The organism is Paenibacillus xylanexedens, assembly GCF_007680605.1.
Taxonomy (GTDB): Bacteria; Bacillota; Bacilli; order Paenibacillales; family Paenibacillaceae; genus Paenibacillus; species Paenibacillus xylanexedens_B.
In genome coordinates this window covers 302,164-314,852 of sequence record NZ_VEIO01000003.1, presented here as the reverse complement: position 1 = coordinate 314,852, position 12,689 = coordinate 302,164, and the positions used below count along the sequence as shown (strand labels likewise).

The 12,689-nt window shown below is 47.6% G+C and carries 13 protein-coding genes; 11 read left to right on the top strand and 2 right to left on the bottom strand.

What is annotated here, in order from left to right:
• Positions 1-66: 66 nt before the first annotated feature.
• The 8 genes from FS818_RS19195 to FS818_RS19160 all read left to right on the top strand — a co-directional run bounded on the left by FS818_RS19195 (position 67) and on the right by FS818_RS19160 (position 8,508).
• The gene (locus FS818_RS19195; protein ID WP_145333723.1) at positions 67-951 is read left to right on the top strand and encodes a helix-turn-helix domain-containing protein; all 885 of its coding nucleotides are present in this window, start codon (positions 67-69) and stop codon (positions 949-951) included.
• Positions 952-1,391: 440 nt separating this feature from the next.
• Positions 1,392-2,297, top strand: coding sequence for an ABC transporter permease (locus FS818_RS19190; protein WP_145333851.1), 906 nt, complete (start codon positions 1,392-1,394; stop codon positions 2,295-2,297).
• A 29-nt stretch (positions 2,298-2,326) separates the two neighbouring features.
• Complete coding sequence (locus tag FS818_RS19185; RefSeq protein ID WP_145333722.1) at positions 2,327-3,208, top strand: carbohydrate ABC transporter permease; 882 nt, start codon at positions 2,327-2,329, stop codon at positions 3,206-3,208.
• 81 nt (positions 3,209-3,289) lie between these two features.
• Entirely contained in the window at positions 3,290-4,885 is a 1,596-nt protein-coding gene (locus FS818_RS19180; protein ID WP_145333721.1) for an extracellular solute-binding protein, read from the top strand.
• Positions 4,886-4,923: 38 nt separating this feature from the next.
• Complete coding sequence (locus FS818_RS19175; RefSeq protein WP_145333720.1) at positions 4,924-5,892, top strand: LacI family DNA-binding transcriptional regulator; 969 nt, start codon at positions 4,924-4,926, stop codon at positions 5,890-5,892.
• Positions 5,893-5,947: 55 nt separating this feature from the next.
• Positions 5,948-7,060, top strand: a complete 1,113-nt coding sequence (locus tag FS818_RS19170; protein ID WP_145333719.1) for a glycoside hydrolase family 88/105 protein — start codon at positions 5,948-5,950, stop codon at positions 7,058-7,060.
• Positions 7,057-8,103 (top strand): pectinesterase family protein, encoded by a 1,047-nt coding sequence (locus FS818_RS19165; protein ID WP_145333718.1) that lies wholly within the window; start codon positions 7,057-7,059, stop codon positions 8,101-8,103. The genes FS818_RS19170 and FS818_RS19165 overlap by 4 nt, the downstream gene beginning before the upstream one ends.
• A 225-nt stretch (positions 8,104-8,328) precedes the next feature.
• Entirely contained in the window at positions 8,329-8,508 is a 180-nt protein-coding gene (locus tag FS818_RS19160; RefSeq protein ID WP_260989918.1) for an aspartyl-phosphate phosphatase Spo0E family protein, read from the top strand.
• 49 nt (positions 8,509-8,557) lie between these two features.
• Here FS818_RS19160 and FS818_RS19155 read toward each other — a convergent pair whose 3' ends face one another.
• Both FS818_RS19155 and FS818_RS19150 read right to left on the bottom strand, forming a co-directional pair.
• The gene (locus FS818_RS19155) at positions 8,558-9,400 is read right to left on the bottom strand and encodes an aldo/keto reductase (RefSeq protein WP_145333849.1); all 843 of its coding nucleotides are present in this window, start codon (positions 9,398-9,400) and stop codon (positions 8,558-8,560) included.
• Between the two features lie 214 nt (positions 9,401-9,614).
• A complete protein-coding gene (locus FS818_RS19150) occupies positions 9,615-10,829 on the bottom strand; it encodes an MFS transporter (protein ID WP_145333716.1) in 1,215 nt (404 codons plus the stop codon).
• A 168-nt stretch (positions 10,830-10,997) separates the two neighbouring features.
• Here FS818_RS19150 and FS818_RS19145 point away from each other — a divergent pair, with 168 nt between their 5' ends.
• From FS818_RS19145 to FS818_RS19135, 3 genes are all read left to right on the top strand, one after another.
• Positions 10,998-11,396 carry a winged helix-turn-helix transcriptional regulator gene (locus FS818_RS19145; RefSeq protein WP_145333715.1) on the top strand — a complete coding sequence of 133 codons (399 nt, stop codon included), beginning with the start codon at positions 10,998-11,000 and terminating at the stop codon, positions 11,394-11,396.
• On the top strand, positions 11,393-12,070 hold the full coding sequence (locus tag FS818_RS19140) for a TIGR00266 family protein (RefSeq protein WP_145333714.1): 678 nt from the start codon (positions 11,393-11,395) through the stop codon (positions 12,068-12,070). Before FS818_RS19145 ends, FS818_RS19140 begins: the two co-directional genes overlap by 4 nt.
• A gap of 143 nt (positions 12,071-12,213) precedes the next feature.
• On the top strand, positions 12,214-12,675 hold the full coding sequence (locus FS818_RS19135; protein WP_145333713.1) for a MarR family winged helix-turn-helix transcriptional regulator: 462 nt from the start codon (positions 12,214-12,216) through the stop codon (positions 12,673-12,675).
• The last annotated feature ends 14 nt before the right edge of the window (positions 12,676-12,689 follow it).

Below are 12,689 nucleotides of genomic sequence, written 5' to 3'. Positions count from 1 at the left end.
CTTGTCTTTGTGAAAAGTGCTTGGAAAACAAGCACGATTTGCTATAATGTCAGCAGGTGAGAAACGATGGAATTAAACATGGCATTCAATGGTTTGGAGTTATGGAAAGCTTCTGGCGGGTTCGCCAATGAACCCCATGTTCATGATGATTGGTATCAGGTAACCCTGCCAATTAAGGGTCAATGCTTGCTGGTGCAGGAACAACAGACATATTCATTGCAGGCCGGATCAGGAATCATTGCCCATCCCCGGACGGAGCACTTTTTTGAGATTGGTTCTGATGCAGCCGTCATTGTGATCAAATTTCGTAACCTGCCGGGAAGGCTTGCGAATCAGAGTTCAACAGCAGTCCCTTCAGAATTACAGGTCACTCAAGCTTTTGATCCCGCGGAGATCAGCAGGCTGTTCCGGGGTTGGCATGTGACCGGGCTGGAGGATGAACCGGACCCGTTGCTCATTCAGGAGACTGAGCTGGCAGTAGAGCAGTATCTTGAACGCATATTATCTATATCCGGGTATTCGCACGGATTGGCAAGAGAAGCTGGCTCCATATGGTCCGGGAAAACAGAGGGACTATCGCTGCCTTGTCATAATCGACCTTATTTCCTTGGTGCAGCCGGAAGTAATCCAGGAATAGATCCTCATATGCAGCGTGTATTGGAGTACATTCACAGTGATTTTACAAGCGCGATAGATATTGACTCGATGGCAACGGTAGCGCACCAGAGCAGGTACCATTTTATGCGCTCGTTCAAGATGTTGACGGGTTCAACACCGTACCAGTATCTACTGAATTTACGTGTGGAGGAAGCCGTCCGTTGTCTGCGTAATACAACCGAATCGGTGACGGCAATCAGCTTTGCACTGGGATTCTCGCATGTCAGTCAGTTCTACAGAGCGTTTCAGCGCGTCAAGGGTGTGACACCGATGCAGTTCCGCAATCAGTTATGATATGCAGTAGTCATACATGTTGAGGCAGAATAGCAACACGATTTCTGCCTCTTTTTTTCGTATTCGAATACAGGTATCAGGCAATTTGCGTATGCATCGGTGGGGATATTTTTAAAAGTTACAAGGTGTCCCTGATTTTGTTGTTGCTAAACATTCAAGACTCTGCTAAGATGAGAAAAAAGTTTATGTAAGCGTATTCATTTAAATTAAAATTACAACGTTGTAATTATGGGGGATGTAAGATTTGATAAGGCATAATTGAGACGGGAATGAGATTGAACTAACGCGTTTTTCTATAATCTATACGATATAGTATGGATTTCTACAAAATTGGAGTTGGCCCAATATCAGATGTGTTAGGGGAATAGAGATTTTTTTTATTAAAAAATTCAAACGTTGTAATTTTGAGACGAAGGGGAGTGTTTACGTTGAAAAAACGCATGTCCACGCTGTTCAGTCTGATTCGGCGGGATAAGTATTTGCTGCTGATGTTCTCACCAATCTTTCTGTATTATCTCATCTTCATGTACCTGCCCATGCCGGGTGTACTGCTTGCCTTTCGTAACTTTATACCGGGTCAGGGCATGTTCAGCGGCGAATGGGTGGGGCTGCGCTGGTTTGAGCAGTTCGTCAACTCGATTTACTTCTGGCGGCTGCTGCGTAATACCTTTTTGCTTGCCTTTCTGCCACTCTTGTTCGGTTTCTCCATCCCGATTCTGTTTGCAGTCTGCATCGTAGAGATTAAGAACCGAACCTTTAAACGCTTCGCGCAAACCGTAACTTATCTTCCTCACTTTATCTCCACCGTTGTGGTGGCCGGTATTATAATCAACTTCCTATCACCAACAGATGGTATTATCAACACCCTGATCGCAAGTCTCGGCATGGAAAAAATAAACTTCATGATGGATGCAAGCTGGTTCCGTACCATCTTCACAAGTTCGGACATCTGGCAGAGCTTTGGTTTCAGCTCCATCATCTACATCGCAGCCATTATGGGCATTGACCCCGAGATGTATGACTCCGGCAAAATCGATGGCGTGAACAAGTTCCAGGAGTTGTGGCATCTCACTCTGCCAAGCATTAAACCGACCATCGTGATTCTGCTTCTTCTGTCGCTCGGCGGCATTATGAGCGTAGGCTTCGAGAAAGTATACCTGCTCTATAACGGAGCTACATATGAAACGGCAGACGTACTGTCCACTTATGTGTACCGTATGGGGATCGAGGGTCAGAACTATGGCTTCGCCACAGCTATTGGACTATTCAACTCCATCATCACCTTTATCCTTGTTTTTGCAGCCAATACCCTGACTCGCCGCCTGACCAAAATGTCACTCTGGTAAGACACACACTGATCCAAAGGAGAGCCTGTATGCAAAAATCGAGAAGTGACCGATTATTCTATGTCTTTGTCTACCTGCTGACAATTCTGGCGGTTGTAGTCACGCTATATCCATTCCTGTATGTGGTCAGCATTTCCTTCAGTTCGGTGGATGCGATTGATAAACAAAAAGTGGTGCTCTGGCCTGTAGGGTTCACACTCTCAGGATATAAGATGGTACTGCAATACAAGGAACTGTGGGTTTCCTTTTATAACACCGTCTGGTATACCGTTGTGGGTACGCTGCTTAACATTGTAGCGACTTGCCTTGCTGCATTCCCGTTGTCGAGACAGCAGTTTTTTCTGCGGCGCAAGCTGAACTTTTTTATCGCTTTCACCATGTATTTCTCGGGTGGACTCATTCCGGTCTACATGCTGATCACCTCGCTTGGTCTGTACAATACCCGCTGGGTGATGGTGCTGCCTGTACTGGTAATTACGTTCAACGTCATGATCTGCCGCTCGGCCTTTGAAGGGATTCCCAATGAAATCTTTGAAAGCGCCAGCATTGACGGTGCAAACGAGTTAACGATGCTGTATCGTCTCGCTGTTCCGATTATCAAGCCTACACTTGCGGTGCTGACGCTGTACTACGCCGTATTCCACTGGAACAATTTTTTCTCGGCCTTACTGTATCTGGGCAAACAGGATATGCAGCCGCTCCAGATGTTCCTGCGAAGGGTGCTGATCATGGCTTCGCCAGAGGTCATGCAGAAGATGGGCGGTACCATGACATCCGGAGCGCTGGCGGTTTCTACGCTGCAAGTTCGTTACGTATCCATCGTGGTCAGCATTTTGCCGATCGTGATGATCTACCCGTTTATCCAACGGTACTTCGTTAAAGGGATTACCCTCGGAGCCGTGAAAGGATAGATTGCATTACCAAGCACCACAGTCATTCAAGCAAGTCATTCAAGGGAGTTCAAGAGGGTTCATACCAAGGAGGAATGATGGATGAAAGTCAAAGGGGCAGGAAGAAAAAGTGTAATTGCAGCGATACTTGCGATCAGTTTGGCAGGTTGCAGCGGGGGAACAGGTGCAGGAACCGATGCGGGGAAGACACCTGAGAGTACAGAAAAAGCCTTTAATTATACAGGCGCTGGGCCAGTAACGGATCAACCGGACGCGAAGCTGTCCATCCTGGCAACGAACGCGTGGACGACAAACGTGGATTTGTCCACCGCAGCGATCGTTAAGAAAATCGAGAGCAATGCGGGTGTAAAAGTCGATTGGGATCTGATCCCTCCTCAAAACTATGCTGATGCGGTGAATCCAAGACTGGCTGCCGGAACAGGACTCCCGGATATCGTGTATCTGCCGGATCAGGATCAATTAATGAAGTACATTAACAGTGGTCTGTTCATTCCGATTAATGATCTGGTAGAGAAATATGGCGTCAATCTCAAAAAAATATATGAAAAGTCGCCATCCGTAAAAGCCAGTTTAACGACGCCAGATGGTAAAATGTATTATGTTCCGCAGCAGACGCTGACGCGCAACTACATGCCTGTATTCATGGTGAATGAGCGTTGGCTCAAAAAGCTGGGATTATCCGAGCCAACCACGCTCGATGAGTTCACGGCGATGCTGCGCAAATTTAAAACGGATGACCCTAACGGCAACGGCAAAGCGGATGAAATTCCATTGTCCATGGAATCGAAGTTTGTGCCGATGGCCTTCGGTCCCGCCTTTGGACTGGATTTATCGAACAATTTCTATGCAGACGATCAAGGCAAAGTGCACTTCAGCTACTATGAGCCGGCCTACAAGGAATACCTGACGTACTTGAACGGTCTATACAAGGAAGGCCTGCTTGGGGTGGACTACGCGAGTACCACAAGCGACCAGGTTACTTCACGGATCTCGCAGGACGTAACCGGAGCGACGTTTAATTTCAGCTGGTATATGTCGATGGTATACAGCCCGCTCTTCAAGGATTACAAGCCGGAAGAGCCAATTATCAAAGGCATTCTGCCATTAAAAGGGCCGCACGGAGACCAGTTCTACATTGGACGTACACCGGTTAGTGGTATCTTCGGCATCAGTAAGGATAGCAAAAATCCGGAACTGGCTTTCCGCTTCCTGGATTATGCAGTCAGTGATGAAGCACAGACCTATTACACTTGGGGCATCAAGGATGATACGTATACAGAAGAGAACGGCGTGAAGAAATTCACGGATAAAGGTAAAGACAATGAATATATACAGAAGCTCGGCATTGGCCCGGTTAACTTGCCAAACATCCAGTCCACGGATTCAGCGGACTCGATCGTTGCACCGTGGCATGCGAAGCTGGACAAAGAATTAGAGAAATATGTGCGTGAACCGTTCCCGTTTGTGTATGCTTTGCCGGATGAAGCGAGCGTAGAGAGTATGTCGATGCCTGACATCACCACATACGTAGAAGAGATGAACTTCAAGTTTATTAGCGGTGATGCAAGTCTGGATCAGTTCGACAAGTACATCGAGACACTAAAAAGCATGAACGTTGAACAGGTGATCGCAGGCAGACAGGCACAATACGATCGTTATAAAGCTGCACAGAAATAAGAAACAGGTTTCAGGCATATGAGAGGTGTTGATTCAATTTGATTACCATTAAAGATATAGCCAAACTGGCGGGGGTGAGCTACAGCACGGTATCGAAAGCACTGAATGACGATCCCCGGATCAAACCGGCGACCAAGCAGAAGGTGTTAGCGGTAGCGGAGAAACACCAATACCGGAAAAATATGCTGGCCCGGCAGCTCTCCACCGGCAGAAGCAATATCATCGGTTTTGTGCTGGACGAACTGAGCAATCCATTGTTCTCGAACATTTCCGGCAACCTGCATACCGAGCTGAAGAAGCGAGGATATCAGATGATTCTGGTTGTTGCCGATGACGGTGTGGACGTGTTCAGCCAGCTGCGTGTCGATGGTTGTATTCTGTGGGACTATGCGCTGGACAACCGGGATGCATTCTGGAAAAAGTTTGCGACCCTGAACATGCCGTGTTTTGTACTCGGTACAGATGAAGCCCCGAACTCTCCTTACATTAAGATTGATCGTAAGGAGGGGCTGTACAAGGCAGTGGAGCATCTGAAATCACTCGGTCACAGCCGAATTGGATTCATCGGTAACTCGCAGCATGTGAAGCTGGAGGGTTATCGGGAAGCATTGCAACGCACGGGACTGACTTTTAATGAGGACGATGTATTGCCCGCGCATTCTTCGTGGGAGGACGGGTATTTCGCGATTCGGAACTATACATTTGGAGCGGAGTCTCCCACGGCATTTATCGGCTTGAACAACCTCGTAACACGGGGAGCGCTTCGGGCGTTGCTCGAAGCGGGCTACAGCGTACCGCGTGATATCTCGATTATCGGTTACGACGATCTGCCGGATATGCAGTATGCCGAAGTGGCATTGACCACCATTGGTCCACCGCTGGATGAACTGGCCGCTCAGGCGGCAGAGCTCATCGTATCCCTGATTCGTGACGAGCAAGTAGATGTGCCGGTAATTATCCAGCCGAAGCTGAATCTGCGTAATTCAACAGCAACGTGCCGGCAGTAATGCCGGCTTCACGTGATTGCATTTGAACCAATATAAACTACTAGGAGGTAACGCGATGCAGGTACAGACGCAGTTATCCTGGTCTGAGCGAATTGCAGCTACAATCATGAAACAATGTAACGAGGATGGCTTCCATGCATTCCCTTCAGGACGATGGGCATATGTGGAGGGCATGACGTTAATGGCTATGGCACGAACAGGAGAAGAGTATAACAAGCAGGAATATATCGATTTTATGAAAAGACATATGGATCTGTATGTACAACCAGATGGCTCTATCGGTACCTACTCCCTGGAGGAATATAATCTGGATCAGATTAACCAAGGAAAGAACCTGTTTGCGTTACTGGACGATGCCAAGGATGGGCGCTATGCGGAGGCGGCTCATCTGCTCGCTGCGCAACTGGCAGGGCAGCCTCGCACATCAGAGGGTGGCTTCTGGCATAAAAAAATCTATCCGTTCCAGATGTGGCTGGATGGACTGTACATGTCTTCTCCTTTTCTCTCTCAATATGCGAAGACGTTTCAGCGTCCCGAGTTATTTGATGAGGTAGCTCATCAAATTTTACTGATTGAACGCCAGACGCGCGATCCGCGAACCGGGCTGTTATACCACGGCTGGGATGAGTCTAAGGAGCAGATTTGGGCCGATTCCCTGACCGGATGTTCCCCGCACTTCTGGAGCCGAGCTATGGGCTGGTATGCCATGGCCATTGTGGATAGTGTCGAACATTTCCCGCTGAATCATCCTAAACGGGGGACGATTATTGGCATCTTTGAGCGGATGTGTAACGCCTTGGTACGAGTACAAGAGCAGGAGAGCGGACTATGGTTCCAGGTGCTGGATCAAGGGTTCCGCAAAGGAAACTATCTGGAAGCTTCAGGCTCAAGCATGTTTGTATATGCAATTGCCAAAGGTGTGCGTTTGCGTTATCTGGAACCTCACTTCAGAACCGCGGCCGAAAAAGGTTGGGAAGGACTTACGTCCAAGTTAATGGAGGAGACCAACGAAGGTGTTCGGTTGAACGGCATCTGCCACGGAGCAGGATTGAGTCTGGATCGTGATGGCTCGTACGGCTACTATGTCAGCGAGGCAATTGTAAGCGATTCCTTTATGGGTGTCGCTCCATTGTTGCTGGCCGCACTGGAAATGGAGCGTTTGCCATGACGGAGCAGCGCTCGGCAGCGGATCTCGTGTTGGAGTCATCTGCTCCCTGTATTACGGTTGCTTCTGACGGATCAGGAGATTATACAACCATTCAGGAGGCAGTGGATGCTCATCCAGATCATGGTACTCACGGCCTTCCGATCCGAGTGAAGGCCGGCGTGTATGTTGAGAAGCTACACATGGATAAGCCGGGCATCCATCTGATTGGTGAGGGCGCCGAGCAGACGATCATCACCTATGATGACCATGCGCTCAAGCGATTTCCCGACGGTTCACAGTATCATACATTCCATTCGTACACGGCGTTTATCGGGGCTGATGATTTCAAGGCGGAAGGCATCTCTTTCGTGAATTCGGCTGGGCCGGGTAGCGAGGTAGGACAGGCGCTGGCAGTCTATGTGGATGGGGATCGCGCTGTGTTCCGCGGATGTCGTTTTATCGGTCATCAGGATACGATCTTTACCGGACCGTTGCCTGAGCAACCGCTGGATCGCAGTTATTTTGGCGGGCCGCGTGACGGTGCGGAGCGCAGGAAGTTAAGACAGTACTTCGAGGATTGTTATATCGAAGGAGATATCGACTTTATTTTTGGCTCGGCTACGGTCGTGTTCAAGGGTTGTGAGATATTCACGAAGAGTCGCTTGACGGAAGCGGAGGTTGCAGAAGGACAAGTCAATGGGTGGATCACAGCCGCCTCTACACCAGAAGATGTTCGTTACGGTTATGTGTTTATCGAATGTGATCTGACCAGCAATGCCCCTCCGCAATCGGTGTATCTGGGCAGGCCGTGGCGTAATCATTCCAAAGTCTGTTTCCTGAACTGCTGGCTCGGTGCACATGTGAAACAGGAGGGCTGGCATAACTGGAACAAGGTTGAAGCGGAAACCACGGTTAATTATGCCGAATATAAAAGTGCTGGGCCAGGAGCCGGACGTGCAGATGTGCGCGTGCCTTGGTGCAACATACTGACGGACGAAGAAGCGGCAGAGTATGCGTTGTCCCTCGTTCTGTCGGGGGAGGATGGCTGGAAGCCATTTATTTAAATAGGGGGATGTTGATCCTCTGGCTGTTGTTTGAAAAAAGAAAGTAGAGACTGTGTCTAAATTCGTTCAGGAATTTAGACACAGTCTCTTTGGTGCTTGCTAGGTAAGGTTTTTAATCTAGAGAGAGCACTTATTTTATCTCTAAATCAACTCATTTTATGCCTTTAGATTAATATTTTAATAGCTGACGTCAAGTTCTGAAATGTGACAGAGGGGCTGAGTTGATTGAGGAGAAGAGCACGCATACAGTTGAGAATGGAGCGGGCTAGAAGCCGCCTGTACGAACTGGAGAAGAAATATAACGAATTTCTGCATCTCGAAGTCATCAAGCAGTCGGTAATTCTGGATAAACTCATTAACCAGTTTAATCATGAAGAAGAAACCAAAAACAAAGCCGATAGATAAATAATCGACTTTGTTTGAGAGGTTAGTGGTGTTATTTTAACTTATCGAATTAGAAATCAAAGTTATCCGGGTCTGGACCTACCCGCACATTCTCGTTAAGGGAGCTGATCCGTTCCATCTCTTCCGTGGACAGCGTAAAGTCAAAAATGGCCGCATTCTCGATAATTCGCTGCTCTTTGGTCGATTTCGGAATGGTTACAACACCATTCTGCAGATCCCAGCGAAGGATTACCTGTGCGATAGATTTACCTTTGGATGCAGCGATCTCTGCTAGTACTGGATTGTCCAGCAGTTCACCTTGCATTAGCGGTGACCAGGCTTCAAGCTGAATGCCATGCTGCTTGCAGAATGCTCGCAGCTCGTCCTGTGTTAGACGGGGATGGTACTCCACTTGGTTGACCATCGGTTTCACTTGTGCATCCTGCATCAGATCCTGCAGGTGATGAATCTGAAAATTACTTACGCCAATTGCACGGATTCGGCCTGTTGCGTACAGTTCCTCCATGGCTTTCCATGCACCCTTGTATTTACCGGCTTTGGGCCAGTGAATCAGGTATAGATCCAGGTATTCCAATCCCAGCTTGTTCATTGTGGTTTCAAATGCGGCAAGGGTTTCCGAATATCCAAGGTCGGCATTCCATACCTTGGAGGTAATAAACAGGTCCTCGCGCTTTAACCCGTTCTCTTGCAATGCTTCAGCAATGGCTTGTCCAACTCCGGCTTCATTGCCGTAGATCGCCGCTGTGTCGATACTGCGGTAACCGTGTTTGATTGCACTTTTTACCGCCTCGATCAGTTCTGATCCCTCTTGGACCTTGAATACGCCCAGGCCAAACCAAGGCATGTGAACACCGTTGTGTAATGTTGTTGTCGATTGTAGATTTTTTGCTATTGTCATGAGAAATCCTCCTTGAAATCTGTTTATATTTCCATATAGAGTTAAATTGCCAACAATTCATGATACAAAATTAAATCATACTAGATCAAATAACGCGCAACCTATATAGTAACGTATATAGTCTGTCGATATATAATATGAGACCAGATATGCATTCTAACGGTCTCTGATCTATAACGAGAAAGGTACTTTTCTTCCAGATCAAACTTTAAACAACGTTTGGTTTCAACCTGTCTGAGTTTGTCGTAACTTGCTGTTCAAGATGCTGTGCCCATATCGTCAGGATTGCCGCAATGAGCACCATTAATGCACCGACCCAGGTGGTATGGATCAAACCAATGGAGTCATTCACGACTCCGCCAAGATAGGCGCCTATAGCAATACCCCCGTTAAACGCAGCGATATTAAAAGCTGACGCGACATCTTTGGCTTGCGGTGCAATTCGTTCTGCCAATGTGACCACAATCATCTGAAGACCAGGCACGTTCATAAAAGCAAGAAGCCCCATGCCCATGATGGTCACTAGTGCCGCCCATTGGAATGGAACGGTGAAGTACAGAATGCCCAGGATCATGGTCTGCACAATGAACATGACAAGAAGTGACTTTAATGGATTCCGGTTGGCTGCCTTGCCGCCAATCACATTACCAATGGCGATGGCAATACCATACAGCAGCAAAATGAAAGCGATCGTTTGCTCCGAATAACCGCTGATATCATGCAATAACGGAGATAAGTACGTGAATACAACGAATGTGCCTCCGTAGCCTACGGCTGTGATGGTAAAAGCAAGCATTAGGCGACCGCCTGTTACGAGTTTCACCTGATCCCGAAAGATTGTACGTGTACCACGTTGTAACGTTGAGGGCACAAGCAACAAGTTAGCAACCAAAGCAAGAATGCCAACGGCTGCAATCAGGATAAAGGCTGCCCGCCAGCCAACATTTTGGCCTACGAATGTACCGATAGGCACACCGGTTACCGTTGCAATGGTCAGTCCCGAGAACATCGTGGCAATAGCACTTGCTCTGCGGCCTTCCGGTACCAGATCAGCCGCTATGGTGGAGCCAATCGACATGAACAAGCCATGTGAGAGAGCGGATATGACTCGTGCAATGAGTAGTACGGTAATCCCGGTTGATAATGATGCCAAGGTGTTACCGGCAATAAAAACCAACATGATTGCGAGTAGCAACGTTTTGCGTGATATGGCCGATGTAAGTGATGTCAGGATTGGTGCACCAAACATCACGCCCAGAGCATATATGGTAACGGTCAGCCCTGCTGACGATACGCTAATATGAAGATCATTTGCGATCAGGGGCAAGAGTCCTACACTGATGAACTCCGTCGTACCGATGGCAAAAGCGCTGATTGCCAGTGCCAGTAGCGCCCAAGTGCTGTGTTTTGTCTCATGATGCATGTCCTGTTCAACTCCTAGAATGTAGATTTGCTTACCGGCAAATGCTATTATGAATTATTCGGTATAACCTGAACAGTACGTACTTTTTAGTACCCTACGTACTTTTTAGTGCCTATATAGTAGCGTGAACGGGGGCAAAAACTAGATTCATTAGGGAGGAAGACGACAATGGAGCGCAAAAAATATAATATATCTGTTGAAGCAACGCTGGAGGTTATTGGCGGCAAATGGAAGTGTGTTATTCTTTGTCACCTGACGCATGGAAAGAAAAGAACGAGTGATTTAAAGCGTATTATGCCCGCAATCACCCAGAAAATGTTAACGCAGCAGCTGCGGGAGCTGGAGAATGACGGTATCGTAAAAAGAATCGTGTACAATCAGGTACCGCCCAAGGTAGAGTATGAATTAAGTGAATACGGCCGGAGTTTAGAGCCCATTCTGACCGCACTATGTAATTGGGGTGACCAGCACATTATCAAGGAATATGGCGACAAGGCAGCCATGCTGGAAGATAACGGACTCAATGACTTTACTACCGACAATGACAGGGAGCTGATGAAACCGTGAGATACGAAATTCTATACGATGGTGCATTTGCTATGCTCAAGGTAGAGTTGCAACGTGGGGAGCGTTTCAAGGCTGAGAGTGGAGCCATGGTGTCCATGTCACCTACCGTTGAACTCAAAGGATCAGCAGAAGGCGGCATGCTCGCTGGGTTTGGCCGTATGCTGAGCGGAGAGAAATTTTTCTTCCAGGAATTGACGGCAGCCGGGGGAAGCGCGGAGATTTTGTTATCTCCATCAACCCTTGGCAGTGTGGAGGCAGTAGAACTGGATGGCTCGTACTCTCTCTATGTACAGAAAGACGGATTTCTGGCAGGAACAGAAGGCATTCAGGTGAATACCAAAATGCAGAATTTGAAAAAAGGTCTTTTTTCCGGAGAAGGCTTCTTTATAATTGAAATCAGTGGACGAGGCACTGTGTTTCTTTCCTCATATGGTGCAATACATCCTATACAATTGGCTGCTGGCGAAGAGATTATTGTCGATAATGCTCACCTGGTAGCTTGGCCTCATTACGTTGATTATCGCATCGAAAAAGCATCCCAAGGCTGGTTGTCCAGCGTGACGAGTGGGGAAGGGTTGGTTTGCCGTTTTCGAGGAGAGGGCACCGTCCTGATCCAGAGCCGAAATCCGCAGGGATTTGGTCAATGGATAAAACAGTTTATTCCTACACGATAAATCGTTATATTATTTCATAGATGAATGAACAGAGATGCAACGGAAGGGTATTTCGAAGCGTTATTATAACAGGTTCGTTATACCATGTATGATATATACATACATCTCTGTTGCACAAGATCGTACATCACGGAGGTAGAACAATGAAAAGCTCAAGATACACAAATCCGCAAGATAGTCCCGGATACCTGTTATGGCAGGTAACCACAATGTGGCAGAAGGAAGTACGGAGGGTTCTGGAACCGCTTGATCTGACACAGCCCCAATTCATTTTATTGCATACTTGTCTATGGCTTAATGAGCGTGACTTGGAAGGCAAGGGAGTTACCCAGGTACAGATTGCTCATTTTGCCAATGTAGACGTAAATGTTACCTCCCAAGTGTTACGAGCCCTCGAAAAAAGAGGTTACGTTACGCGTGCCCGTCATCAGACCGATACACGGGCCAATATTATTACAACAACGGCGGAAGGCACAAGGCTTGCAATTGAGGGGATGAATCTTGTGGAGGAGTCAGATAAAAACTTCTTCGAGCTTTTAGCGGATCGTAAAGAGGGTTATATGGAAATCATGCAGGAATTCATCCGGCACAAAGCAGATCATTAAACGCAATTCTACTC